Here is a 25,598-nt window from a genome sequence, read left to right as displayed (position 1 = left end):
CCCCCAACCCCACCGGACGGACGGCCCATGAGAGCGCACCCCACGCAGGACGGCGAGTCCCACCTCGCCGAGTTCGGCTACAGGCAGGAGCTCGACCGGAGCATCGGCAGGTTCTCCAGCTTCGCGGCCGGGGTCAGCTACATCTCGATCCTGACCGGCACGTTCCAGCTGTTCTACTTCGGCTTCGGCGCCGGCGGACCGGCCTACCTGTGGTCCTGGCCGATGGTCTTCCTCGGTCAGCTGATGGTGGCGCTGTGCTTCGCCGAGCTGGCCGCCAGGTATCCGGTGGCGGGGTCGCTCTACAACTGGACCAAGCGGCTGGGCAGCCGGAGCACCTCGTGGATGACCGGGTGGATGATGCTCACGGCGTCGATCGTGACGCTGTCGGCGACCGTCCTCGCGTACCAGATCACGCTGCCCCAGCTGTGGTCCGGCTTCCAGATCGTCGGGAACGGCACGGGGACCCACGACTTCGCGGTCAACGCCGTCATCCTCGGCAGCGCCCTCATCCTGTTCACCACGCTGGTCAACGCCTACGGCGTGAAGCTCATGGCGCGGATCAACAGCGCCGGGGTGTTCATCGAGCTGGTCGCGGCCGTGCTGATCATCGTGATCCTGGCCCTGGCGATGACCCGCAGCCCGGTCGAGGTCCTCACCGACACCGCCGGGATGGGGGAGGGCCGGGACCTGGGCTACCTGGGTGCCTTCCTCGTCGCCTCGCTGGCCTCGGCCTACGTGATGTACGGCTTCGACACCGCCAGCTCGCTGGGCGAGGAGACGATCGACCCGCGGCGCACCGCCCCGAGGGCCATCGTCCGTGCGGTCACCGCGTCGTTCGTCCTCGGCGGCCTGATCCTGCTCTTCGGGCTCATGGCGGTGCGGGACCTCGACGACCCGCAGCTGTCGTCGAGCACCGGCGGCCTGCAGTACGTGCTGCTCCAGGTCGCCGGCACCGGGCTGGGCAAGGCGTTCCTGATCTGCATCATGATCGCCATCACCGTCTGCTGCCTGGCCGTGCACACCGCGACGATCCGCATGGCGTTCGCGATGGCGCGCGACGGCAACCTGCCGTTCAGCTCCCGGCTGGCGAAGGTCCACCCCAAGCGCAAGACGCCGGTCGTGCCCGCGATCGTCACCGGCGTCCTGTCGATCAGCATCCTGCTGATCAACATCCGGCAGCCGCAGATCTTCACGGTGCTCACCAGCATCGCGATCATCATGGTGTACCTGGCCTACCTGCTGGTCACCGTGCCGATGCTGCTCAGCCGACTGCGGGGTCGCTGGGTGGGAACCGGTGCGCGCGACGACGGCAGGTACTTCTCGCTCGGCCGCTGGGGCCTGCCGGTCAACGTGCTGGCGGTGCTGTGGGGTGCGGGCATGGCGCTGAACCTCGCCTGGCCACGGCGGGAGGTCTACAACGCCACCGAGCCGTACCACTGGTACCTGCAGTGGGGCGCCTTCGTCTTCATCGGCGCCATCGCGCTGGTCGGGCTGGCCTACTACCTGCTGCGGGCCCGGCACAGCAGCGGCGTGCTGCCCGAGCACGCCGTCGACCCGGTGCCGGGCGCACCGGCCCCGGGGGACGTCGCGACGGACGTCCCGGCCGTCCGCCTCGGCGACCCGGACGAGGACCCGGGGTGCGCGGACGTCCCGGTCGGCGGCGTCCGCTGAGGGGGAGGCGGCCGGCGGAGACCCGGGCCTCGCGACGGAGGTGGTGCCACGACGACGGTAGGTTGCGTCCATGACCGAGGAGATCGACGTGGCGTTCGACGACGAGGGCGTGACCCGGGTGGCCGACGTCCCCGGTGGGATCCTGGTCGGACACGACGGGTCGAGGTGCGCGCAGGAGGCCCTGCAGTGGGCCGCGCGCCTGGCCGCCCGCGCCGGCTTCCCGCTGCACGTGCTGCGCGCCTGGAAGATCACCACGGCCCCGCGCCCGACGACCTGGGCGCCGGGCTACATCCCTCCGTTCGAGGACTTCGAGAAGGCGGTTCGAGCCGACCTGGAGGCCGACGTGGCCGCCGCCGGCCTGGACCCCATGCTGCCGGTGACCTGCCACGTCACCCACGGCAACGCCGTGCGCGGGCTGATCGAGTCGGCGGTGCGGGCGGACCTGCTCGTGGTCGGCGCCCGCGGCCGCGGTGGCTTCACCGAGCTGGTGCTCGGCTCGGTCAGCGACCAGGTCGTGCGCCACGCCCCGTGCCCGGTCACGGTCGTCCGCACCGGGACCGGAGCCGCCCACCCCGGGGCCTGACCGTGGGTCGACCGTCCCGGGCGTCCGGCGGTGGCCGTCGTCCGCCCGCAACCGGCAGCATGCCGGGGTGACCACCGCCGGCGACCACCACGGGCACACCCACCGCCTCGACCTGGCCGATGCCACCGTCCGGGAGTGGGACGCGACGGTCGTCGCGGCCGACCCCGAGCAGGGCATCGTGCTCGACCGCAGCGCCTTCTACCCGGGCGGCGGTGGACAGCCGCCGGACGAGGGCGTGCTGCTGTGGGGCGGCGTCCGCACCCGCATCGCCGGCACCCGCAGGGGCGACGAGCTGTACCTGATCCCGGTGGAGGGGGACCCGGTGCCGTCGGCGGGCACCGCCGTCCGCGGGGCGCTGGACGACGAGCGGCGGACGGCGCTGATGCGGACGCACTCGGGCCTGCACGTGCTCACCGGCGTCGTCCTGCGCGACTTCGGCGCGAAGGTCACCGGCGGCAACATGGAGCCGCTGACCGCACGGATGGACTTCGACCTGGCCGAGGTACCGGGCGACTTCAAGGACCGCGTGGCCGAGGCGGTCAACGCGGAGATCGCCGCGGACCGGCGCATCGAGGTGCGGACGCTGCCGCGTGTAGAGGCCTACGCCATCCCCGACCTCATCCGGACGGCGACCGACCTGCTGCCGCCCGACATCGAGGAGGTCCGGATCGTCGACATCGTCGGCCTGGACCTGCAGGCCGACGGCGGCACGCACGTGGCCTCGACGGCGATGGTCGGCCGGGTCGAGGTGGTCAAGATGGAGAACAAGGGCCGCGGCTTCCGCCGGCTGCGCATCCGCATCGTCTGACGTGCCGGCGCCGGGGAGCGGGATCGCCCCCGGCGCCGGCCGGTGTCTCGAACGGTGTGGCCCGTCAGGCGGCGTCCGACCTCCCCGCGGACTCGGCGGGGACCCGCGGTGACGGGATGGGCAGTGGTGCGGACGCGGGTTCCACGTGCACATCGAGCGACTGCAACACGTCGTCGCCGTAGAGGTCCTGCACCCAGTTGGGCTGGTAGACGGTGTCGAGGTAGCGCTCGCCGAGGTCCGGGGCGATGGTGACGGCGGTCAGGCCGTCCCGGCCGTTCCGGGCCAGCCAGCTCGTGGCCCCGCTGACCACGGTGCCGGTCGAGCCGCCGAACAGGAAGCCGCGCCGGGCCAGCCGGTGGCAGGCGCGGACGGTGTCCGCCTCCTCCACCATCACCACCTCGTCGACGTAGGACTCGTCCAGCAGCGGCGGACGCACGGCCATCCCCAGACCGGGGATCGCCCGGTTCCTCGACGGGCCGCCGAACGACACCGAGCCGACGACGTCGACGGCGACGATGCGCACCGAGGGGCGGTGCTCGCGGAACCACCGGGCGCAGCCCATCAGGGTGCCGGTGGTGCCGGCCCCGACGAAGAGCACGTCCAGGTCCGGGAACTGCCGGTCGATCGCGGGTGCGGTCTGGCGGTAGTGCGCCTGCCAGTTGTTCTGGTTCTCGTACTGGTTGAGCCACACGTACCGGGGGTCGGCGGCACACCGGGCCCTCACGTAGTCCATGCGCGCACCGAGCAGGCCGCGGACCGGGTCGGGCTCGGTGACCACGTGCACCTCGGCGCCGAGTGCCTCCATCAGCAGCCGGGTCTGCAGGTTGCAGCGGCGGTCGGTCACGCACAGGAACCCGTAGCCCTTGCTCGCCGCGATCATGCTCAGCGCGACGCCGAGGTTGCCCGACGAGGACTCCACGATGACCGATCCCGGCCGCAGCCGTCCCTCGCGCTCGGCGGCCGCCACCATCCCGCTCGCGGCCTTGAGCTTGACGGATCCGGCGAAGTTGAGCCCCTCGACCTTGAGGAACAGTGAGTGGCCCACCACCGACCGGAGGTCGATGAACAGGTCGTGCTCGTTGAACTCGTGCGGCATGGAGATGACGGTCACGATCCGTCCTCAATCTCGTCGGCGCGGGACTGCGGTGTCTCGCGCGGCCCGTGGGTGAAGGGATCCCGAGGAAAAGAGTCCGGTGTGGCGCCACTTGATACGACCGGGCCTGCCCCCGAATCGACCCGGTGTTCCCCCACGGTCGGAGGTGGGGTCAACCCCACCCCCGCGACGAGCGCGCCTGACCGTGTGGTCAGTCCGAGTACCGGGCCGCGGGAGCATCAGGCGGTGCGCCGTCGCCTCCGGGCAGGTCCGGGCAGGTGCGCTCGTACGGGACCTCCGGCAGCAGCTGCTCCCACTCGGATCGGGACAGGTTGCGGTTCACCAGCTGGCACCCGACGCGTACCCAGGCCGTGAAGCCCGGGTTCCACAGCCGCACCGTGTCGTCCGCGCTGGCGGTGGCCAGCAGCGTGCCGTCCGGGCTGAAGGCCACGTCCGACACTGCACCGCTGTGTCCCGCCAGCGGCGGTCCGGAGGGCTGGCCGCTGGCCGCGTACCACAGCCGCACCGTCTGGTCGTTGCTGGCGGTGGCCAGCACCCGCCCGTCTGGACTGAAGGTCACTCCGTACACCGCGTTGGTGTGGCCGGTCAGCGGCGCGCCGGTGGGTCGGCCGGTGGCTACATCCCACAGCCGTACCGTCTGGTCGTCGCTGGCGGTGGCCAGCAGCGTGCCGTCCGGGCTGAACGCCACCCCGTTCACCGTGCCGGTGTGGCCGGTCAGCGGCGCGCCGGTGGGTCGGCCGGTGGCCACATCCCACAGCCGCACCGTCTGGTCGTCGCTGGCGGTGGCCAGCAGCGTGCCGTCCGGGCTGAACGCCACCCCGTACACGCTGTCGGTGTGTCCGGTCAGTGGCTCCCCGTGGGGTCGGCCTGTGGCCACGTCCCACAAACGCGCGGTGGCGTCCTTGCCGGCGGTGGCCAGCAGCATCCCGTCGGGGCTGAACGTCACCGTGGTCACCCAGTCGGGGTGGCCGGCCAGCGGCTCCCCGTGCGGCCGCCCAGTGGCTACGTCCCACAGTCGCACCGTTGCGTCCTTGCTGGCCGTGGCCAGCAAGCGCCCATCAGGGCTGAACGCGACCGTGGTGACCCAGTCGGCGTGGCCGGCCAGCGGCTCCCCGTGCGGCCGGCCGGTGGCAACGTCCCACAGCCGCGCCGTGTGATCGTCGCTGGCGGTGGCCAGCAGCCGCCCGTCGGGGCTGAACGTCGCCTCGTTGACCCAGGCGGTGTGGCCGATCAGCGGTCGGCTGAGGGAAGGTGTCTCGGCCTTGTCCCAGAGCCGCGCCGTGTGGTCTGCGCTGGCGGTGGCGAGTAGCCGTCCGTCGGGGCTGAAGGCGACCCCGCTCACCCAGCTGGGGTGGCCGGTCAGCGGTGTGCCGTACGGCTGGCCAGTGGCTGCGTCCCACAGCCGCGCCGTGTGGTCATCACTGGCTGTAGCTAGCAGCTGCCCGTCAGGGCTGAACGCCACTCCGTTCACCGCGTCCAGGTAGCCGGTCAGGGGTGCGCCGTGTGGCTGCCCCGTGGCCACCTCCCACAGCCGTGCCGTCTGATCCCAGCTGCCGGTGGCCAGCACGCGCCCGTCGGGGCTGAACGCCACCCCGGTCACCGTGTCGGTGTGGCCGGCCAGCAGCTGTCCGTGAGGCCGCCCGGTGGCCACGTCCCACAAACGCGCTGTGGCGTCCTTGCCGGCGGTGGCCAGCAGCGTGCCGTCGGGGCTGAACGCCACCCCGGTCACCCCGTCGGCGTGGCCGGTGAATGGCTCGCCGTGCGGTTGGCCGGTGGCGACGTCCCACAGCCGCGCCGAGGAGTCCCTGCTGCTGGTGGCGAGCAACCGTCCGTCGGGGCTGAACGCCACCCCGGTCACCCCGTCGGCGTGGCCGGTGAGTGGGGGGCCGACGGGTCGGCCGGTTACCACGTCCCACAGCCGCGCCGCGGAGTCCCTGCCGGCGGTGGCGAGCAGCCGGCCGTCGGGGCTGAAGGCCACCCCGGTCACCGCGCTGGTGTGGCCGGCCAGCGGCTGTCCGTGTGGCCGCCCGATGCCCACGTCCCACAGCCGTGCCGTCCCGTCCAGGCTGGCGGTGGCGAGCAGCCGCCCGTCGGGGCTGAACGCCAGCGAGTACACCCAATTGGTGTGCCCGGCGAGCAGTCTCGACCGGTGGATGACCCCGCCCATCGCGGTCATAAGTCCCGCCGACGGCTCGGGCCGGTGGTCACGGGCAAGACTGAGGCTCTGCAGACCGGCCAGGATCGCGACGTCCGGCCGGGTCTGAGCCAGCTGTTCGGCCTGGCTGGAGAGCTGTCGTGACTGTGCCAGCCGGGTCTGTGTCTCGGCTTCCCCGTTCGCCTTCACAACCAACCCGCCGGCCCCCAGCGCTGCCACCAGCAGGATCGCCAGACCACCGGCCAGCACGCGCAGGCGTCGGTTGGACCGGCGAGCGGCCTCCAGTTCGCGCGTCGCCAACGCTCGGCTGGCTTCCAGGAACTCCCGTTCGAGCGAACCGAGCTCTGCCGGGTGCTGGCTAGCCCACCCGTCCATCGTGGCCAGCCGACCGCCGCGCAGCAGGTACGAGTCGTCCCGCCGGCCGTGCTGCCAGTCGGCTGCCAGTCGTTCCAGTTCCGAGCGCAGCCGCAGCAGGTCCCGGTCGGCCTCGATCGCGTCGCGCAACGGTGGCCACTGCCGCAGCAGCGCCTCGTGCGCCACCTCGACCACGGCCTCTTCGCCGGGCTCGGCGGGATCGTGGTCGCTGACGAGCAGTGAGGCGTCGACGAAGGCGTCCACCACAGCTCGCTCCTCGGCGCCGAACGCGCTGCACCGCACCCGCCGGCGGGTCGGCTGCTCGTCGCCGGTGACCGAGGCCAGCCGCAGCAGCGTCGGCAGGACCAGTTCACCGTGGCCGCGTCGCTCCAGCTCGTCGGCCAGCCGGTCGGCGCGGTGGCGCAGGGCGCCGATGACCCCGCCCACGGCCTCGTAGTCCTCCGCGGTGATGCGCCGGTCGCGCCCGGCTCGCTGACAGAGCTCGTGCAGGGTGTAGCCCAGCAGGGGCAGCGCATCGCCGCCTGCGGTGTCCTCGACCATGCGTTCGACGAGCCCGGGCGCGAACTCCAGGCCCGCGCGCTGGGCGGGCCGGGCGATCACCTCGGCCAACCGGGTGCGGCTCAGCGGCTCGATGACGAGGGGGTCGTCGATGGCCTCGGCCAGTCCGGCGCGTTCCGGGGCGGAGCTGAGGAACTCCGAGCGCACCGTGGCCACCGCCCACACCGGACTGTCCTCGTGCAGCGCGCCGCTCACCAGCTGGAGGAAGTCCTGTTCCTCGTGGCTGCCGGTGCGGGTCACCAGCTCCTCGGCCTGGTCGATGACCAGCAACACGCTGGGCCGGCCGGCGCCGTCGGCGCCGAGGTCGGCCAGTTGCCCGGCCAGCTCGACCAGCCCCGCGGAGCCGGTCGCCAGCACCGCGGCCAGCTCCTCGGCCGGGCGGGGCCGGCCTCGGGCGGCGAAGGCCCGGGCCAGACAGCCGGCCAGGGTGGCCGTGGGCTGCTGACCGGGTCGCAGCGGCGGCACCACCACCCACCGATCGGGCACTCGGACCAGCCGGGGCAGCAGCCCGGCGTGCACCAGGGAGGACTTGCCGCTGCCCGAGGGGCCGATCACCCCGATCAACCGACCGGGCCCGCGCTGCAGCGTCGGGGTCAGCAGCTCCACCAGCCGGCCGGTCTCGGATCGTCGGCCGAAGAACACCGCCGCGTCCTCCACGGCGAACGGCGCCAGGCCCGGGTACGGCGATCGGCGGGGATCCCAGGCGAAGGAGTCGGCCGGGTCCACCCCGGCAGCCCGCAACCCGGCCACCAGCGGCGCCAGCCCCGACCGCGCCTCGGGGAGGTCCGTCCACTGCACGTCGGCCAGCAGCGGCAACCCCACCCCAGGCTGCAGCCGCAGCGGAAACACCGGGCGGCCCAGGGACCGGGCCAGGCTGAGTTCGGCGAAGCACCACCGGGAGGACACCGAGGCCTCGCTGGCCAGGAAGACCACGGCGTCGGTCCTCCGCAGCTGGGCGTACAGCTCCTGCTCCCAGTTCCGTCCCGCGGGGATGCCGTGCTCCGGGTCGAAGTCGACGAAGAGGGCGGTGAACCCCGCAGCCCTCAACTCCTCGACCACCCACTCCGTGGCTGCCCGGTCCCTGCTGCTGTGGCTGACGAACACCGAGGCCATGGCATGCTCCCTCGCCGGCGCGCCATCGCGGTTCCCTGGGCGTCGGACGGCGGACCAGCCGCGGCACGGACTCCCGACGCCCAGCAGAGGAGGGGAGTGGAGGCTGAGATACACCGCCGTCCGCTGGACGGCCGACCCTCCGGTGGACTCCGCGTCTACGGCCGGGCGGTGCTCGGCCGCGCTGAGCACCTGCCTGGTGCGTTCCACCAGTGACTGCGCGACCGCCTCGGGGACTCCTCACCGCCGACTCCCGGCCCAAGACGTCCGCAGGGGCCGTTCCGCGACGCCCAGCGGAGCGGCCCCTGCGGTCGTGCCGGTCAGCCCAGCAGGACCTCCCGCACGACGTCGTGCAGGTGGGTGTTCGGGTAGATGCCGGTCAGCTGCTCGCTGCCCGGCCCTTCCGCGGTCACCGGCGTGGGCTCCCCGCTGTGGGCGGTGGTGGTCCAGTCGACGACGAACTGGAGGTCGCTGCCGGGGATGGCGAACGGGCCGTCCTCGCCGGACTCGGTCGCGCCCTCGCCCGGTTGCAGCGTCCCACCGGGGCCGCTCTCGTCCTCGGCGTCGACGTTCTCGATGGCCATGCTGCCGGTCTCGTGGTCACCGGTCACGATCAGCAGCGTGTCCGGGTGCTCGGCCACGTAGGCCCGCGCGACCTCCACGGCCGCGTCGAGCGCGGCCATCGACTCCAGGGTGCGCGCGGCGTTGTCGCTGTGGCTCATCTCGTCGACGGCCTCCTCCTCGACGAGCAGGAAGAACCCCTCCTCGTGCTGGGAGAGGACGTCCAGTGCCTTGGCGGTCATGTCCGCCAAGGGGACGACGGGGTCGTACTCGTCGCCCTGGCCCTCGGGGCGCTGCTGGAACATCTCCTCGTTGGCGAAGAGCCCGAGCAGGAGGTCGCCCTCGGCCGCAGCGAGCCCGTCGGCGTCGGAGACGTACTCGTACCCCAGGTCCTGCGCCGCGGCGACGAGGTCGCCCTGCTCGCCGCGGCTGCCCTCCTCGGGGTCGTCGGCCGGGGCGTCGGGGAAGGCGCCCGGGTCGCCCGCCGGCAGCCACCAGTCCTCGCCGCCGCCGAGGATCACCTCGGGGCGGCTGACCTCCAGGTACTGGCGGGCGATCTGGTCCTGCAGGCCGCGGTCGGTGGTGTTGGCGAAGAAGGCGGCCGGTGAGGCGTCGGTGACCTGGGCGGTGGTCACGATCCCGCCCGCCAGGCCCGCCTCCTCGGCCTCCTGCCCGAGGGTGGGCAGCGGGTTGCCGTCGACGTCGACGCTGATCGCGCCGTTGTAGGTCTTGACCCCGGTGGCCCAGGCGCTGGCTGCCGCGGCCGAGTCGGTGACGGCCTCCTCGGGGTCGCGGGCATCGGTGGTCTGCAGCCCGGCGACCGGCAGCGAGTTCATGGCCAGCTGACCGTCGTAGCCCTCGTGGGCGAGCCGGGCGGCCTCGCGGTGCGTGGCGCCCATGCCGTCGCCGTTGACGAAGATGACGCTGCGGGCCTCCCGGCCGTGGCCGCCGGCGGGTTCCGAGCCGCGCCCCGGCCCCTCCCCGTCCGCCGAGGCGATGGGCGGGAGCAGGACCAGGGCGCCGCCGACGAGGGTGGCGGTGAGACAGACGGGGAGTGCCTGGCGGTGCGGTGACGAGTGCGACATGGTCCCCTCTCTGCGGCGAGCTCCCTGCTCCCGCTCCGGCACCGTGCGCCCGACGGGGGAGGACCGCGCGTCCACCGTCGACCTGCCGTCGTCGGGCTCGGCGCGCCCGTCGTGGCGGAGCCGCACCGCTGTGGATCACGTGCGCACCGTGACGATCCGTGGCCGTCGGTGGATCCGCCGGGGTGGAGGAGGGGTCATCCCAGCGGCCACCGCCACGTCGGTGGCTCGCGGACGGGGACCACTCGCCCGCCCGCGGCCAGGTGCAGGCTCCAGCTGCCCTCGATGGCGTCGTCGAGGACTGCCTGCAGCCCCTCGGCCCACTCGTCGTCGTCCGCGGTCACCACGGTGTGCCCGGGGCGGTACAGAGCCATCGCCAGGTGGGCGATGCCGGCGGAGTGCTCGGTCACGGCCTCGTGCAGGTGGACCAGTCCGCGCAGCGTGGGCAGGTCCGGCGCCCGTGGCACGTCGTCGACCGGCATGACCACCGGCAGCGTGGTGCCGTCCTCGTGCAGCCACGACAGCCATAGGCTGCGGGCGGCGAAGACCGGCGGGTCGAGCAGGTCGGCCCAGCGCTGGGTCAGCTCGGCGGCCGAGCGGGCGGGGACCTGGGCGAGCGGGGGAGTCGTCATGCCGAGGACCCTCGCCGCGGGGTGTGTCGGCGGGCTCCGCCGTCCACAGGACGGCGCCCGTCCACACGGTCCGCCTCGTCTCGCTCCGAGTGGGGGTTCTGTCCCAACCCTGTGTGTAGATCGGCTGGCAGGCCGATGGGACAGGGTGCCTGTGGACAAGCGGGACGCGGTCGCGTGCGGCGACCCCGCGCACGAGGGCTGGACGGTATGGCGCGACGGCTCCTACGGCCGGCCGCCGCACCGACGGCTGCGCTGCCGGTGCTTCGACCCGGCCGACCACAAGAAGAGGACCCACAAGTTCACGCCGAAGGTCGTCCGGCGGGAGGCGCTGGGACACCACTGTCTGGAGTGCGAGAACCCGCTGACGAGCGGGCCTGGGCCGACCGCATCCGCCAGCACCTCATCGCCGACGACGGCCAGGCGCCCCGGCAGCGGCAGCTCGTGGGCGCCGGTGGGCTCTGACCGGCGCAGTTGTCCACCGGCTGTTGGACGACTGCGCAACAGGCTGTTGCCCGATCGGACCGCCTGCCCCTTGTGTCGCTGTGCGGGGTGACAGGGCGGCAGTCGTCGCTCTCATGGCGTTGTGCCGGCGAGCGTCACATCTGCTCCCGTGTTGACGGTGACCGCAGGCTAGAGACGACCGCCTCCACCCTGCTCACACCGCTCCTCGCCGCGGCTCGGTCAGTCGCCGTCCGCGTCGCCGGAGCCGCCGTCGACCCACGGCATCGGGTCGCCTCGCCAGTCGGCAGGCGGGGGAACCGGCTCGGACTGCACCTCGACCTGCTCCTCCAGCGGCACCCGGGCGCTGGCGTAGAACTCGTCCTCCGGGAGGCGATACCTGTTGTCCGGCATGGCCGCAGCGTGGCATCGGGGATGCACGAGGGGAAGCTCGCACGCACGCTTCCCCTCGCGTCGCCGCATTCTCCTCGCGCGACTCCAAGAGATCACCGTCTGTCCGGTGGTCACCTCTCACAGCGATACGAGCGCCTGCCCTGTGGAAGCGCCCGGCGAGCGCCTCGTGGCCAGCCTGTGGACACCCCAACCCCAGTGGGAGCGAGACAAGCGGTCGGCGACGCCGTCCGCCCGGCTGTGCCACCGGCCGCGCCGCCGCTCCGGAGCGCGGAGGGTCGGTGGACGGCCGTGGACGGCGCCTCCTGGGGTCACCGGTGGCCGAGGCCGCCGGGGCCGTGGTCGGCCGGCACGCGCTCGTCCTCGGGCGGCGGTCCGGGCGGCGTCCCGTCGCCGAACGGCGACCCGCCGAGGTCCTCACGCCCGTGCGGGGTCAGCCAGTTCGACGTGTCCGGGCCCTGCGGGATCACCTGCGTTGGGTTGATGTCGGCGTGGACGACGTAGTAGTGCTCCTTGATCTGCGGGAAGTCGGTCGTGTCGCCGAACCCGGGGGTCTGGAACAGGTCACGGGCGTAGGCCCACAGCGCCGGCATCTCGGTCAGCTTCTGCCGGTTGGCCTTGAAGTGGCCGTGGTAGACGGGGTCGAAGCGGGCCAGCGTGGTGAACAGCCGGATGTCGGCCTCGGTGATCGACTCGCCCATCAGGTACCGCTGCCCGGACAGCCGCTGCTCGAGCCAGTCCAGCGCCGTCCACAGCCGCTCGTACGCCTTGTCGTACGCCCGCTGCGAGCCGGCGAAGCCGCAGCGGTACACGCCGTTGTTGACCTCGGTGTAGACGCGCTGCATGACCTCGTCCATCTCGTCCCGCAGCTTCTCGGGGTAGAGGTCGGGCGCGCCGTCGCGGTGGAACGCCGTCCACTCGGTGGAGAGGTCCAGGGTCATCTGCAGGAAGTCGTTGGTGACCACCTGCTTGGAGGGGACGTCGACCAGCGCCGGCACCGTGATGCCGCGGTCGTAGTCGGGGAAGCGGGCGAGGAAGGCCTCCTGCAGCCGCTCGTAGCCCAGCACCGGGTCGCGGCCGCCCGGGTCGAGGTCGAAGGTCCAGGAGCGCTCGTCGTGGGTCGGCCCGCACATGCCCATGGAGATCGCGCCCTCCAGGCCGAGCAGCCGGCGCACGATGACCGCGCGGTTCGCCCACGGGCAGGCCCGCGCGACGACGAGCCGGTAGCGCCCGGCCTCCACCGGCCACCCGTCGGAACCGTCCGCGGTGACCCGGTCGGGGATGTAGTTGGTGTCCCGGTTGAACTCCCCGGAGGTGACGTAGCCGGAGCCGCTGCTCTGTTCGCTCACGCCGCCCAGCGTGGTCGAGTCGGCGCCACCCCGCTCGTCAGAGCCGAGTGGTGGTCGCCTCGTCCCGCCGGGCGCCGTAGAGACGCTCCAGCACCTCGCCGAACACCGGCTCGTCGGACGCGGCTGCCTCGAACAGCGTCATCGAGGAGCGCAGTTTGAGCGCGTCCACCGAGCCGAGCACCCGCACCGGGTCGTCCCCGGGCAGCTCCAGCAGCGCCCGCGCGCACTCGACCAGCCGCGGCCCCAGCACCGGGTGCGCCAGGTACGCCCGCGCCTCGTCCAGGCCGCTGATCGCGTACCGCTGCGCCATGGGGCTGTGCCCGAGCCCGGCCACCTGCGGGAACACGAACCACATCCAGTGGCCGCGCTTGGCGCCGGCCCGCAGCTCACCCAGCGCCTGCTCGTACACGCCGTCCTGGGCCCGGACGAACCGCTCGAGGTCGAAGGGGTCCTCGCTCACCGGGGGAGGGTCCGTCGCGTCGCCGTCCCGGGCAACCCGGGACGGATCAGTCCGTGAGCTCTGCCGCCACGACGCGGTCGGTCACCCCGTTCAGCGCGACGGTGAGGAAGCGCAGCGTCGTCCGGGCCAGCCGCTTGCGGGAGTCCGCCCGGCGGTAGTCGTGTCCCTCGCCGGGGAGCTCCAGGTACTCGACCGGCCGGTCCAGCTCCCGCAGCGCGGCGACGATCTGGTGCGCCTCGCCGATCGGCACGTTGGTGTCGTGCTCGCCGTGGACGACGAGCAGCGGGACGTCGATGAGGTTCGCGGAAGCCAGCGGCGAGATGTCCTCGAGCAGGGCGCGGTCGCGCTCGGGGTGCCCGTACTTCGACACCGCGGCCGCGGCGATCCACGGCTCGCTGTCCCGGTAGAAGGTCACCAGGTCGGACATCCCGCAGATGTCCACGCCCGCGGCGAAGACGCCGGGGGAGAAGGCGAGTGAGGCCAGCGTCAGGTAGCCGCCGTAGGAGCGGCCGGTCACTGCGATGCGTGCGGGGTCGGCGATCTCGGCCGTGACCAGGTGGTCGGCTGCGGCGAGGACGTCGGCGAACGCCGCGTAACGGCCGTGCAGGTCGTCGGCGTGCACGAACTCGCGGCCGAAGCCCGAGGAGCCACGGATGTTCGGCGCGAACACGGTGATCCCCGCCGCGGCCAGCACCTGGTGCTCGGGGTGGAACGTCGGCCGTTCCTGCGCCTCCGGCCCGCCGTGCAGGTACAGCGCCACCGGGCCCGGGTCCTTCAGCCGGGTCGGTGCCCGGTACAGCCAGCCGGTCAGCGGCAGGCCGTCCCGCCCGGCGAAGGTCTCCAACGTCGGGACGACGAGTCGCTGCCGGGGCAGGGGCGGGGCCGAGGTGACCCGGGCCCAGGCGTGCGTGGTGGTGTCCAGGTGCCACAGCTCCCGAGGCCGGGTGGGTCCCTGCACGCCGAGCACCACGCTGGAGCCGTCGCGGCTGAGCACCGGGTCCGCGGCGACCAGGCCGGGCAGGCCGGTGATCGGGGTCCGCCCGCCCGTGGCCGTGTCCATCAGCTCGAGCTCGCTGCGCCCGGCGACGTTCCACACCAGCAGCAACAGCCGGCCGGCGTCGTCGGCGTCGACGAACTCCAGCTCGGCGTCGTCGCGGGCCGCGAGGGTCCGGGGCTCCCCGCGCCAGCCGTTGGGGCCGAACGGCACCCCGATCAGCTGCCGGCGCGGCAGGCCGACGTCGGAGGCCAGGTAGACGTAGACCGGCCCGGAGTGGTCCTCCGGCGCCGGCCGGATCAGCGCGACGTCGGTGGAGCCGGTCGCACCGTGCGGCAGGACGCTGAGGTCCTCGTCGGTGAGCCGGTCGACGACGACGACGAACTGCTGCCCGCGCTCGCCGTCGCGGATGACGATGAACCGCTCCTCCAGCGATATGTCGAGCACGTGGATGAGGGCGCCCTCGGCCAGCGGATCGAGCCGGCCGGTCGCCGGGTCGGCCAGGTAGGAGCGCGTCGGCATCCCCTCGGCGGTGCCGGGGAAGGTGACGACGAAGCGGTGCCCGCTGCGCGTCCACGGCCCGAGCTCGGCGTGGGTCTCGGTGTCCCCGGCGATCCGGCGGGCGTCGGTGCCGTCGGGCCGCACCACCCACACCGCCGTCCGGACGCCGCCGTCGGTGGCGACCTCGCAGGTCAGCCACCGGCTGTCGGCGGCCCACCGGACCTTGACGACCGGGTCGTCGGAGAGCCGGATGTGCCGCGCCTCGGGCCGGTTCCCGTCGAGCACGACGTCCTGGATGTAGAGCTGGGGGACGCCGGAGCGGTCGCTGATGAACGCGACGCACCGGGCGTCCGGGGTCATGTTCGGCCCCCAGCTGCCCCAGGCGTCGACGAGCGCGTCGGCCAGCGCGGCCGCGGCCTCGACGTTCCGCGGGGCCGCGTCCAACTGCGTCGTCACCGTGCCAGGTCCTCCACCTTCTGCAGCCACATCTCGAGCAGCGCCAGCTGCCACAGCGCGTTGGAGCCGAGCGTCGTCCGGCTGGCGTTCGGCTCGCGCAGCATGCGCTCCACCGTGTCCGGCCGGAACAGGCCACGCCGTCTGGCCGCCGGGTCGCAGAGCGCGTCGCGTACCCGCTCACGGTACGGCCCGTCGAGCTGCCGGATGGCCGGCACCGGGAAGTAGCCCTTGGTGCGGTCGATCACCGCGTCCGGCACCAGCCCGCGGGCAGCCCGCTTCAGCACGCCCTTCCCGCCGTCGGCCAGCTTGAGCTCCGGCGGGATCCGCCCGGCGAGCTCGACCAGCTCGTGGTCGAGGAACGGGACGCGCGCCTCCAGGCCCCACGCCATCGTCATGTTGTCGACCCGCTTCACCGGGTCGTCGACCAGCATGATCGTGGTGTCGTTGCGCAGCGCGGCGTCCACGGCGGTCTCCGCCCCCGGGGCGCCGAACTGCTCGGTGACGAACGCGGTGGGCGCGTCGGTGTCGACGATCCACTCCGGCTCGAGCACCTCACCCATCGCCGTCCACCGGCGGTCGAAGAAGACGCGGGAGTAGGCCTCGACGGCGTCCTCCCGGGGGACGCCGGCCAGCGGCGGGTACCAGTCGTAGCCGCCGAGCACCTCGTCGGCCCCCTGGCCGGACTGCACCACCTTCACGTGCCGCGACACCTCCTGCGCCAGCAGGTAGAACGCGACGCAGTCGTGGCTCACCATCGGCTCGCTCATCGCCGCGACGGCGGCGTCGATGCCGGGCAGCAGGCGGGAGTCGTCGATCGGGATGCGGTGGTGGTCGGTGCCGAACCGCGCGGCGACCAGGCCCGAGTACTCGAACTCGTCGCCGGACTCTCCGCCGGCGGCCTCGAAGCCGATGCTGAACGTGGCCAGCCCGGTCTGCCCCTGCTCGGCCAGCAGCGCGACCACCAGGCTGGAGTCGATGCCACCGGAGAGGAGCACGCCGACCGGGACGTCGGAGACCATCCGCCGCTCGACCGCGGTCCGCAGCGCACCGAGCAGCGCCTCCTCCCAGTCCCGGGAGGTCCAGCCGGCGCGGTCGGGATCCCGGGTGAACTCCGGCCGCCAGTAGACGGTGTCGCGGCTGGTGCCGTCGGCCTCGACCACCCGCACGGTCGCCGGCGGCAGCTTCCGCACGCCGGTGAGGATCGTCCGCGGCGCGGGGACGACGGAGTGGAAGGTCATGTAGTACGCCAGGGCGGTCCGGTCGATGGCCGTGTCGACCCCGCCCGCGGCCAGCAGCGCCGGCAGCGTCGAGGCGAACCGGAGCAGGCCCGGCCGGGTGTCGACGTAGAGCGGCTTGATGCCCAGCCGGTCGCGGGCCAGGACCACCCGGCCGGTGGCGTGCTCGACGACGGCGAAGGCGAACATGCCGAGGAAACGCTCGACGCAGGCGGTGCCCCACTGCGCGTACGCCTTGAGCACCACCTCGGTGTCCGATGTGGAGAAGAAGCAGTGGCCCGCGCGCTCGAGCTCGACGCGCAGCTGCCGGTGGTTGTAGACGATGCCGTTGAAGACGACGGTCAGCCCGAGGTGCGGGTCGACCATCGGCTGGGCGCCCCGCTCCGACAGGTCGATGATCGACAGCCGGCGGTGCCCGAGCCCGACCGGCCCGCGCGCCCACAGGCCGTCGCCGTCCGGGCCGCGGTGCCGTTGGCAGGCCGTCATCCGGTCCAGCGCGGCGACGTCCGCCCGCTCTCCGTCGAAGCGCACCTCACCGGCGAGTCCGCACACGGGCGGATCCCCTCTCCTCGACCACGATCCAGGTGTCCTTGGCGCCGCCGCCCTGGGAGCTGTTGACCACCAGGCTGCCGGGCGCGGCGACGCGGGTGAGGCCGACGTCGACGAACCGGCAGTCCTCGGTGCGGGTGTCGGTCAGCAGGACGAACGCTCGCAGGTCGATCAGCCGCGGGTGCAGGCCGTCAGCGGTGAGCGCCGGCGCCGAGGACAGCGGCACCATCTCCTGCGCCACCCACGCCGCCGGGTCCTGGGCCAGCTCGGCGCGCCGCCGCACGACCTCGGCCGCGGTGGCCGCCGGGCCGATGAGCACGCCACGCCCGCCGAAGCCGTCGACCGGCTTGGTGACCAGCTCGCCGATCCGCTCGATGACCGCCCGGCGCTCGACCTCGTCGACCGGGCGGTAGGTGGGCACCGACTCCAGCAGCGGCCGCTCGTCGAGGTAGTAGCCGATCAGTTCGGGCACCGAGGCGTACACGGCCTTGTCGTCGGCGACGCCGTTGCCCGGCGCGTTGGCCAGCACCACGGCGCCCTCGGCGGCCACGTCGAGCACCTCGGCGCCGACCGGCCGGCCATCGGCGTCGGTGAGGTCGACCAGCTCGCCGTCGATGCGCAGGTAGAGGCAGCCGATCGGCTGGCCGCCGGTGCGGTGCACGACCCGGCCGCCGGCGACGTCGAGGTCATCGGCGCCGACCAGCAGCAACCCGGAGCCCTCGGCCAGCCGACGGTGCTCGAACCAGGCCGAGCTGGCCGGGCCGCTGGACAGCAGCGCCGCGAAGGTGCCCGGCTCGGCGCGGGCCAGCAGCGTGGAGCGCAGCAGCTCGTAGGCGGCGGCCGGGTTGGCCAGGCCGGGCGGGCGCGGCAGGTCGGGCATGACCGTGTCCAGCAGCCGGCGCGCGGCGATGGCGTAGCCGAGGCCGCTGGGGGAGCGGACGTTGTCCTCGAGCACCCGCCAGCCGCCGTACTCGGTGCGCACGATGTCGAAGCCCATGACCGGCGCGCGGGCGGCGTCGCCGGGGAGCCGGGCGGCCTCGGGACGGTATCCGGGGCAGCCGAGGACGACGTCGCGCAGCACCACCCCGTCGGCGAGCGCCCGCTGCTCGCCGTAGACGTCGCGGAGGAACAGCTCCAGCGCGCGGGCCCGCTGGACCAGACCGGCGCCCAGCTCCTGCCACTCGTGCCTGGTGATCACCCGGGGGACCAGGTCGACGCCGAAGAGCCGCTCCTCGCCGTCCACCCGGAAGGTCACCCCCTGCTCGGCCAGCCAGGTGTCGCGCAGCTCGAACCGGCGGGCGACCTCGTCGGGGGAGAGGGCCGAGACGACGTCCAGCACCCCGCGGTAGGCCGGCCGCGGCACCGATCCCGCGCCGACCGCCTCGTCGCCGGCGCGCGCCCGGTAGCGGTGCAGGACCGGGGCGACCGGCGGGGGGCCGCAGGCCGGTCCGTGCGTCTCCTCGACCACCCGGCGCATGACGTCGGTGAGGTTGCCGGTCTCGGCATAGGCGGCGCGCTGCCGGTCGGCGGAGTTGCCGCGGGCCAGGGCGGTCTCGGCCAGTTCGGTGACGGCGTCCCGGTCACCGAGCTCCTCCAGCTGGGGGCGCAGCCGGTCGAGCAGCGCGTGGACGACGTCGGCCGCGGGGCGGGGGCGGGGGTGCGGCGCGGCGTCGAGGAGGTCGCGGGTGAGCCCGCCGCGCGCGGCCTGCCACATGGCCGCGCGGTGCAGCGGCGGGGGTGCCGGCCGGTGCGGGCGGCCGGCTGCCACGTCCAGCTCCGCGGCCCGGACCAGGGCCCGGAACAGGCCCGCGAGGAGGACGGCGTCGTCGACCAGCGGGCAGGCGTCGCACACCCGCAGCTCCAGGGTGGGGGCGTGCGAGGAGGGCCGGACGTCGAAGTAGGCCATCCGGGCGTCGGCGATGACGCCGGAGCCGATGAGGTCGGCCAGCAGCGCGTCGTACTCGGCGGCGCTGGCCAGCGGGCCGGTGGAGCCGGCGGTGGGCCAGCGCTGCCAGATGATCGTGCGGATGCTGGCGTAGCCGGTGTCGTGGCCGTTCCAGAACGGCGAGCTGGCCGACAGCGCGAGCAGCACCGGCAGATCGCGGGCGACCCGCTGGGCGATCTCCACGGCCAGGTCGCGGTCGGAGACGCCGACGTGCACCTGCGTGCCGCAGATGAGCTGCTCGTCGACGAGCAGCCGGTACTGCTCGTGCATCCGGCCGAAGCGGCCGGTGGGGGTGAGCTCGAAGTCGGCGAAGGTCGAGCACGGCGCGGTGCCGACGGCGGCGACCCCGAGGCCCTCCCGGCCGGCGACGGCGACCAGCTCCTTGCGCAGCCGCAGCAGCTCCTCGCGGAGGTCGTCGAGCGAGTGGACGACGGCGGTGTTGGTCTCGACCGTGGTGCGCTGCAGCTCGGCCGAGTAGGACGTGCTGGACAGGCGGCTGAGCAGCTGCGGCGCCCGGGCCGACAGCTCCCACCGGTCGAGGTCGATGAGGTGGAGTTCCTCCTCGGCGCCGAGCGTCAGCTCTGCGGCCATCCCGTGACGGTAGCGAGATCCGGGTCACATCCGGGGGTCGCCGACGTTGCCATCTCCGCACGTCCCAGGCCGCCCCGGTCGGTGCGCGGCACACGGCAGGCCGGCGCCGTCCCGGCCGTACCGGTGCGCCGAGCGACGTGCGTGCGGACCCCGCCGCTCGCGCCCTCGGCCGGGTACGCCGGCGCGGCGCTCTGGCAGGCTGCCTGCACCGCTGCCGACCGAGGAGGGGAGGGCCCGTGCCGCCGTCGCCCGGACCGCTCGCGGGGCTGACCGTCGTGGAGCTGACGTCGACGTTCCTCGGCCCCTACTGCTCGGTGCTCATGGCCCAGATGGGCGCGCGGGTGGTCAAGGTCGAGCCGCCGGCGGGCGACATCATCCGCGGCGTCGCCGACGAGCGGGGCTCCGGGCTCGGGCCGGCGTTCCTGAACTTCAACCGGGGCAAGGAGTCCGTCGTCCTCGACCTGACGACGCCGGCCGGGCGCGCGGCCCTCGACCGGCTCATCGACGAGGCCGACGTGGTCCTGCACAACATGCGGCCGCGGGCGGCGGCCCGGCTGGGCGTCGACGCGGAGACGGTGCTGGCCCGCAACCCCCGGGTCGTGCACTGCGCCGCCGTCGGCTACGGCTCCGCCGGTCCGTACCGCGACGAGCCGGCCTACGACGACGTCGTCCAGGGCGTCTCGGGGCTGGCCGCCGTGCAGGGCGGGGTGGGGGAGCCGCAGTACGTGCGCACCCAGGTGGTCGACAAGACCGTCGGGGTCATGGCGCTGGCCGCCGTGCTGGCCGCCCTGCACGAGCGGTCGGTCTCCGGCCGCGGGCAGGCCGTCGAGGTGCCGATGTTCGAGTCGATGGCGGGCTTCCTGCTCATGGAGCAGCAGGGCGCCCGGGTGTACGCCGACCGCACCGACGGCACCGGCTACGCCCGCACGGCCTCGCCCTACCGCCGGCCGCACCGCACCGCCGACGGCGTGATCGCGGTGCTGCTCTACACCGACGCGCACTGGCGCGACTTCTTCCGGCTGGTGGACCGGCCCGACCTCGCCGACGACCCGGAGCTGGCCTCCATCCGCGGGCGCACCCGCCGCATCGACGAGCTGTACCGGCTGGTCGACGACGAGCTCGCCCGCCGTCCCACCGCGCACTGGCTGCGGGTGCTGCGCGAGCGGCACGTCCCGGCGATGCCGGTGAACACCGTCGACGACCTCTTCGACGACGAGCACCTGGCCGCGGTCGGCTTCTTCGAGCGGGTCGAGCACCCGACCGAGGGCGCGCTGCTGCACGCCCGGCTGCCGTGGACCTTCGGGCGCAGCGGCACCCCGGTGCTCCCGGGCGCACCCGCGCTGGGCCAGCACACGGAGGAGACACTGCGCCGCCTCGGCCTCGACGACGACGCCGTGCGCGCGGCCGGGACCCCCCGGCCGGTCACCGGGGAGCGGCCCGCTCCGGCGTGAGGGCGGCGGCCCGCTCGGCCGAGAGGATCAGCGCCGCCGCGGCGAGCGTGCAGGCCGCCACCGCCCCGAACGCCACGCCGTACCCCGCGGCGCCGATCAGGGCGCCGGCCGCCACCGGCGCGAGCACCCGGCCGGCCTGCCCGGCGAGTGCCTGGCCGCCGGAGACCGATGCGAAGACGGCGGCGGGCACGTAGGTGCCCAGCAGCGCCGGGCGGGCGATGTGGATCGCGCCGAAGCCCGCGCCGAAGAGCAGCACGAACAGCACCGTCGAGACCGGCTGCGGCAGCGCGAACAGCAGTGCGACCCCGACCGCCTGGCCGGCGATCAGCGCGGCGCTGACCGGACCGGTGCCGAACCGCCCGGCCAGCGCCGTGAGCACCACCCGCCCGGCCACCGACATCGCGCCGAGCGACCCGGCCGCCGCCGCGGCTCCCGCCGGGGACGCGCCGCGGTCGAGCAGGTGGGCGACCAGGTGCACGGCGACGGCGGTGGTGGCCAGCATCTCCAGCGCCGTGGCCAGGGTCAGCCGGCGCACCGCCGGGTGCCGCCACGCGCTGCCTGCCGCGGGCGCCGGTGCGGCGGCGGCCGGGGCGTCGGGCGTGGCCACCTCGGTCGGCGCGGCCCCGTCGGGGACCAGACCCAGGTCGGCCGGCGCGCGCCGCAGCAGCAGCGCCTGCGGCACCGCGCAGAGCGCGACCAGCCCGGCGAGCACCAGCAGGGCGCCGCGCCAGCCGAGTGCGTCGATGAGCGCCTGCGACGTCGGCAGGAAGACGGTGGAGGCGAAGCCGGCGACCACGGTCAGGGTCAGCAGCGCGGCCCGCCGGTCGCGGCGGAACCAGGTGTTGATGACCGCGTACGCCGGCTCGTAGAGCACCGCCGCGCAGGCCAGCCCGATGCCGGTGAACACCAGGTACAGCTGCGGCAGGCTGCGCACCTGCGACCAGCCGACGACGCACGCCGCGCCGAGCAGGCTGCCCGTGGTCATCAGCCAGCGCGCCCCGTGCCGGTCCAGCCAGCGGCCCACGCCGACGGCGGCCGCCCCGGTGACGGCCATGGCCAGGGTCAGCGCGCCCGACAGCTGCGCGGTGCTGGCGCCGAGGTCGCGTTGGATCGGCACGAGGAAGACCGCGAAGGAGTAGAAGAGCACCCCGTAGGCGACGGTCTCGGTGACGGCGAGCGCCCACACCATCCGCCAGCCGGGGAAGTCCCGGCGCCGCCGCGGCGGCCCTCCGGTCAGCGCAGCCTCACGAGCTGCGGCGGGCGACCCTGCCGGACCCGGCCTGGTCGACCGGGTACACCAGGACGTCGGCGACGACGACGTGCGGCGGCCGGTCGGCGATCCAGGTGACGACGTCGGCGACGTCTGCGGCCGACAGGGGCGTCAGCCCCTCGTAGACGGCGTTGGCCGAGGCCTCGTCGCCGGCGAAGCGGACGAGGGAGAACTCGGTCTCCACCATGCCGGGGTCGACCTGGCTGATCCGGACGCCGCTGCCGAGCACGTCCATCCGCATGCCGCGGGTGATCCGCTCGACCGCGGCCTTGGTCGCGCAGTACACCGCGCCGCCGGGGTAGACCTCGCGGCCGGCGTTGGAGCCGATGTTGATGACGTGCCCGGTGCCGCGCTCGACCATCCCGGGCAGCACGCAGGCCGAGACGTTGAGCAGGCCGCGGACGTTGGTGTCGAGCATCCGGTCCCAGTCGTCCGGGTCATCGGTGTGGATCGGCCCGCGGCCGGCCGCCAGCCCGGCGTTGTTGACCAGGACGTCGATCGGAGTCCACTCCGCGGGCAGTGAGGTGAGCGCGGCCGACACCTGGGCGCGGTCGCGCACGTCGACCGTCAGCGGCAGGACGGCGTCCCCGTGCCGGGCGCGGAGGTCCTCCAGCCGCTCCGTGCGCCGCGCGGCCGCGATCACCCGCGCGCCCCCGGTGAGGAAGGCCTCCACGCAGGCGCGGCCGATGCCGCTCGAGGCTCCGGTCACCAGGACGACTCGTGCGGCGCTCACAGGGTCTCCGTTCGCTCGGGGAGGGTACGGCTCAGCTGCCGGTGCGGGACCGCGGCGGCCCGTGATCCCGACGGTGCCCGGGTGCGGCGCAGCGCCACCGGCTCGGACGGGGTGTCCCGGACCAGTTGGGTGTCGAGGTAGGAGTCGCGGGACCTCTCGACGTGCACGCGCATCGCGGCCGCGGCCTCCTCGGCCCGGCCGGCCCCGATGAGCTCGGCCACCTCGCGGTGCTCGGCCCACGCGCGCGGGGCGATGGTGCCGACCAGCGGGGCGAAGAACCAGCGGCTGCGCTGGGAGAGCTGCTCGCCGAACTCCAGCAGGAGGTGGTTGCGCGCGCAGAGCAGCACGGTGCGGTGGAAGCGCGCGGTGTGCCCGGCCATCTGCTGCGACGGGACGCCGCGCGCCAGGTCGGCGTCGGCCTCGTCGCAGATGCCGAGCAGCGTCGCGGCGTCCTCGGGGGTGCACCGTTGCGCGGCGAGCTCGGCGGCGGAGCGCTCGACCAGTTCACGGGCCTCGAAGAACTCCTCCACCTGCTGACGGGTGGGCTGGTTGACGAACGCGCCGTGGCGCGGCCGCAGCGTGATCCAGCCGTCCCGGTGCAGCCGCTGCAGCGCCTCACGCACCGGGCCGCGGCTGACCCCGAGCTCGGCGGCCAGGCGCTCCTCGACCAGGTGGTCACCCGGCGCGAGGGACCGGGCGATGAGCAGCTCCTGGAGCCGCCCGTAGACGTGCTCCCGCAACGGGACGGCGTGGATCTGGTCGGCACCTGACACGTCGACCTCCCCCTCCCGCCACGGCCGGCAACGGGATCGTCGCACTAAACGTAAACAGTAGACAAGGATTGTTGTGAGCTGCTTCACTCGGCTTCCAACCGCTCCGGTTCCGTCTCCCGGGCCGCCCGGACGAGGGAGGACACCGACCCGGGAGGCCTCCGATCGCACCCACCAGGAAGGCCAACGATGACCTCCAGCCCGAACCCCGCCCGGTCGGCCCGTCGTCTCCTCGGCACGGCCACGGCCGCAGCCCTCCTGCTCACCGCCTGCGGCGGAGGCGACTCAGGCGGCACGGGGGGCGGTGAGGGTGCCCAGGCCGGCGGCACGCTGACCTTCGCCACCGGCGGCACCGGGGGCGTCTACTACCCGTACGGCGGCGGCATCGCGAACCTGCTCAGCTCGCAGCTCGACGGCACGGTCGTGACGGTCCAGGAGACCAACGCGTCGGTCGACAACATGCAGCTGCTGGCCTCCGGGCAGGCACAGCTGGCCTTCGGCCTCGGCGACGTGGTGTCCGACGCGGCCAACGGGGAGAACACCTTCTCCGAGCCGCTGCCGATCTGCTCGCTCGGCAACATCTACAACAACTTTACGCACGTCTTCACGACCGCCGAGACCGGGATCAAGACGATCGAGGACCTCCGCGGCAAGCGCGTGTCCCCCGGGGCGGTCGGCTCGGCCTCGGAGGTCACCGCCGACCGCATCATGCAGGCGGCCGGCATCGACCCGCAGACCGACATCGAGCGCGCCCAGCTGGGCGTCGCCGAGACCGTCGCGGCCATCCAGGACGGCACCGTCGACGCCGGCTTCTGGTCCGGCGGCCTGCCCACCGGCGCGATCGTCGACCTGGCCAGCACCGACGACCTGGTGCTCATCCCGACCGGCGAGTACGCCGACGAGATGGCCCAGCAGTACGGCGACTACTACTTCGCCGACGAGATCCCGGCCAACACCTACGAGGGCCAGGCGGAGCCCTCGCCGCAGGTCGTCTCACCGAACATCCTCGTCGTCCGGGAGGACATGGACGAGCAGCTGCAGCAGGACATCGCCCGCACGGTCTTCGAGAACAAGGAGCAGCTGCTCACCGTCCACCCGGCGGCCGCGGAACTGGACCCGGCCACGGCCGACGAGGTCGCCTTCATCGAGACGTGCCCCGGCGCCCAGGCCTACTTCGACTCCGTGGGCTGACCCCCGGACCCGCAGCGGAGGAGGACAGGTGGTCGCGCCGCCGGGGGCCGGCGCTCGCGCCGCGGGCCCCGGCGGCGCGCCCGCCCGCCACCGGACGCCGCGGTGGCTCCTCGCCGTCGTGCTGGCGGGAGCCGCCGTGCTGATGGGAGCGGCAGTCACCGCGACGACGTCGGCGCCGGCCGGCGGGAACGGCCCGGCGGTCGTCGTCCGGACACCGGACGGCGAGGTCGTCGCCAGCGTCCCGCTCACCGGGGACCGGTTCGCCGTCGGCTACCGCAACAGCGTCTACACCACCCTTGCCGAGGAGCGGTACCGCGTCCTCCCGGACGGCCGCTTCGAGCTGGTCGAGCTCGCCGCCGACCAGGTGGCCGTGCTCGAGGAGTACTACGCCGTCCCGGGTGCGCCCCGGCCGGCACCGCCCGGCGACCGGCGGGCGCACGTGGCCGAGCCCGACCCGGCCCGACCGGCCGTCTTCGACGTCCTGAACATCGCCGCAACCGACCTGGGCGAGCGCACCCTGTACGCCCCGGGCGCCGATCCCGTCCCGATCTGGCGGCTCGTGACCGAGGAGGACCCCACCGTGCTACTGGAGATCACGCGATGAG

The 25,598-nt window shown here is 73.9% G+C and carries 19 protein-coding genes; 6 read left to right on the top strand and 13 right to left on the bottom strand.

Annotated elements, in window-relative coordinates; translation table 11 throughout:
* Positions 1-27: 27 nt before the first annotated feature.
* From ACU610_RS13085 to ACU610_RS13075, 3 genes are all read left to right on the top strand, one after another.
* The gene (locus ACU610_RS13085; protein ID WP_446768145.1) at positions 28-1,671 is read left to right on the top strand and encodes an APC family permease; all 1,644 of its coding nucleotides are present in this window, start codon (positions 28-30) and stop codon (positions 1,669-1,671) included.
* A gap of 70 nt (positions 1,672-1,741) precedes the next feature.
* Positions 1,742-2,254: a universal stress protein gene (locus ACU610_RS13080; protein WP_446768144.1), complete on the top strand. Its 513-nt coding sequence runs from the start codon at positions 1,742-1,744 to the stop codon at positions 2,252-2,254.
* Positions 2,255-2,321: 67 nt separating this feature from the next.
* Positions 2,322-3,062: an alanyl-tRNA editing protein gene (locus ACU610_RS13075; protein ID WP_446768143.1), complete on the top strand. Its 741-nt coding sequence runs from the start codon at positions 2,322-2,324 to the stop codon at positions 3,060-3,062.
* Between the two features lie 64 nt (positions 3,063-3,126).
* Here ACU610_RS13075 and sbnA read toward each other — a convergent pair whose 3' ends face one another.
* The 10 genes from sbnA to ACU610_RS13025 form a co-directional block, all read right to left on the bottom strand.
* Positions 3,127-4,173 (bottom strand): 2,3-diaminopropionate biosynthesis protein SbnA, encoded by a 1,047-nt coding sequence (gene sbnA, locus ACU610_RS13070; RefSeq protein ID WP_446768142.1) that lies wholly within the window; start codon positions 4,171-4,173, stop codon positions 3,127-3,129.
* A gap of 193 nt (positions 4,174-4,366) precedes the next feature.
* A complete protein-coding gene (locus ACU610_RS13065) occupies positions 4,367-8,377 on the bottom strand; it encodes an nSTAND1 domain-containing NTPase (protein WP_446768141.1) in 4,011 nt (1,336 codons plus the stop codon).
* A 317-nt stretch (positions 8,378-8,694) separates the two neighbouring features.
* Positions 8,695-10,020 carry an alkaline phosphatase gene (locus ACU610_RS13060; protein WP_446768140.1) on the bottom strand — a complete coding sequence of 442 codons (1,326 nt, stop codon included), beginning with the start codon at positions 10,018-10,020 and terminating at the stop codon, positions 8,695-8,697.
* Positions 10,021-10,214: 194 nt separating this feature from the next.
* Positions 10,215-10,649 (bottom strand): hypothetical protein, encoded by a 435-nt coding sequence (locus ACU610_RS13055; RefSeq protein WP_446768139.1) that lies wholly within the window; start codon positions 10,647-10,649, stop codon positions 10,215-10,217.
* 681 nt (positions 10,650-11,330) lie between these two features.
* Positions 11,331-11,501 (bottom strand): hypothetical protein, encoded by a 171-nt coding sequence (locus ACU610_RS13050; protein ID WP_446768138.1) that lies wholly within the window; start codon positions 11,499-11,501, stop codon positions 11,331-11,333.
* A 308-nt stretch (positions 11,502-11,809) separates the two neighbouring features.
* Positions 11,810-12,847, bottom strand: coding sequence for a glutathione S-transferase family protein (locus ACU610_RS13045; protein WP_446768137.1), 1,038 nt, complete (start codon positions 12,845-12,847; stop codon positions 11,810-11,812).
* 37 nt (positions 12,848-12,884) lie between these two features.
* The gene (locus tag ACU610_RS13040) at positions 12,885-13,307 is read right to left on the bottom strand and encodes a DUF1810 domain-containing protein (protein ID WP_446768136.1); all 423 of its coding nucleotides are present in this window, start codon (positions 13,305-13,307) and stop codon (positions 12,885-12,887) included.
* Between the two features lie 46 nt (positions 13,308-13,353).
* Positions 13,354-15,258 (bottom strand): S9 family peptidase, encoded by a 1,905-nt coding sequence (locus ACU610_RS13035; RefSeq protein ID WP_446768135.1) that lies wholly within the window; start codon positions 15,256-15,258, stop codon positions 13,354-13,356.
* A complete protein-coding gene (locus tag ACU610_RS13030; RefSeq protein ID WP_446768134.1) occupies positions 15,255-17,045 on the bottom strand; it encodes an N-acetylglutaminylglutamine amidotransferase in 1,791 nt (596 codons plus the stop codon). Before ACU610_RS13030 ends, ACU610_RS13035 begins: the two co-directional genes overlap by 4 nt.
* Positions 17,026-19,578 (bottom strand): glutamate--cysteine ligase, encoded by a 2,553-nt coding sequence (locus ACU610_RS13025; protein WP_446768133.1) that lies wholly within the window; start codon positions 19,576-19,578, stop codon positions 17,026-17,028. Before ACU610_RS13025 ends, ACU610_RS13030 begins: the two co-directional genes overlap by 20 nt.
* 236 nt (positions 19,579-19,814) lie before the next feature.
* Between ACU610_RS13025 and ACU610_RS13020 the strand changes: the two genes are divergently transcribed.
* Positions 19,815-21,029, top strand: a complete 1,215-nt coding sequence (locus tag ACU610_RS13020) for a CaiB/BaiF CoA transferase family protein (protein WP_446768132.1) — start codon at positions 19,815-19,817, stop codon at positions 21,027-21,029.
* On the opposite strand, the gene ACU610_RS13015 is transcribed toward ACU610_RS13020, so the two are convergent.
* Genes ACU610_RS13015 through ACU610_RS13005 form a run of 3 tightly spaced genes read right to left on the bottom strand, consistent with a single transcriptional unit; the run spans position 21,001 to position 23,805 of the window.
* Positions 21,001-22,218 (bottom strand): MFS transporter, encoded by a 1,218-nt coding sequence (locus tag ACU610_RS13015; protein ID WP_446768131.1) that lies wholly within the window; start codon positions 22,216-22,218, stop codon positions 21,001-21,003. The two genes, ACU610_RS13020 and ACU610_RS13015, sit on opposite strands and share 29 nt — an antisense overlap.
* Before the next feature lie 55 nt (positions 22,219-22,273).
* The gene (locus ACU610_RS13010; protein ID WP_446768130.1) at positions 22,274-23,032 is read right to left on the bottom strand and encodes an SDR family NAD(P)-dependent oxidoreductase; all 759 of its coding nucleotides are present in this window, start codon (positions 23,030-23,032) and stop codon (positions 22,274-22,276) included.
* Positions 23,029-23,805 (bottom strand): GntR family transcriptional regulator, encoded by a 777-nt coding sequence (locus tag ACU610_RS13005; protein ID WP_446768129.1) that lies wholly within the window; start codon positions 23,803-23,805, stop codon positions 23,029-23,031. Before ACU610_RS13005 ends, ACU610_RS13010 begins: the two co-directional genes overlap by 4 nt.
* A gap of 186 nt (positions 23,806-23,991) precedes the next feature.
* On the opposite strand from ACU610_RS13005, the gene ACU610_RS13000 reads away from it, so the two are divergent.
* Both ACU610_RS13000 and ACU610_RS12995 read left to right on the top strand, forming a co-directional pair.
* Complete coding sequence (locus tag ACU610_RS13000) at positions 23,992-24,993, top strand: TAXI family TRAP transporter solute-binding subunit (protein WP_446768128.1); 1,002 nt, start codon at positions 23,992-23,994, stop codon at positions 24,991-24,993.
* A gap of 28 nt (positions 24,994-25,021) precedes the next feature.
* Positions 25,022-25,597, top strand: coding sequence for a hypothetical protein (locus tag ACU610_RS12995; protein WP_446768127.1), 576 nt, complete (start codon positions 25,022-25,024; stop codon positions 25,595-25,597).
* Position 25,598 lies beyond the last annotated feature (1 nt).

This window comes from Geodermatophilus sp. URMC 61 (assembly GCF_052931555.1).
This window is presented reverse-complemented; position numbering and strand designations above follow the sequence as displayed.

Bases quoted from the DNA above. Each gene is read 5' to 3' on its own strand.
- ACU610_RS13085 (WP_446768145.1), top strand. From the start codon at position 28: ATGAGAGCGCACCCCACGCAGGACGGCGAGTCCCACCTCGCCGAGTTC.
- ACU610_RS13080 (WP_446768144.1), top strand. From the start codon at position 1,742: ATGACCGAGGAGATCGACGTGGCGTTCGACGACGAGGGCGTGACCCGG.
- ACU610_RS13065 (WP_446768141.1), bottom strand. From the start codon at position 8,377: ATGGCCTCGGTGTTCGTCAGCCACAGCAGCAGGGACCGGGCAGCCACG.
- ACU610_RS13060 (WP_446768140.1), bottom strand. From the start codon at position 10,020: ATGTCGCACTCGTCACCGCACCGCCAGGCACTCCCCGTCTGTCTCACC.
- ACU610_RS13055 (WP_446768139.1), bottom strand. From the start codon at position 10,649: ATGACGACTCCCCCGCTCGCCCAGGTCCCCGCCCGCTCGGCCGCCGAG.
- ACU610_RS13050 (WP_446768138.1), bottom strand. From the start codon at position 11,501: ATGCCGGACAACAGGTATCGCCTCCCGGAGGACGAGTTCTACGCCAGC.
- ACU610_RS13025 (WP_446768133.1), bottom strand. From the start codon at position 19,578: ATGGCCGCAGAGCTGACGCTCGGCGCCGAGGAGGAACTCCACCTCATC.
- ACU610_RS13015 (WP_446768131.1), bottom strand. From the start codon at position 22,218: ATGGTGTGGGCGCTCGCCGTCACCGAGACCGTCGCCTACGGGGTGCTC.
- ACU610_RS13000 (WP_446768128.1), top strand. From the start codon at position 23,992: ATGACCTCCAGCCCGAACCCCGCCCGGTCGGCCCGTCGTCTCCTCGGC.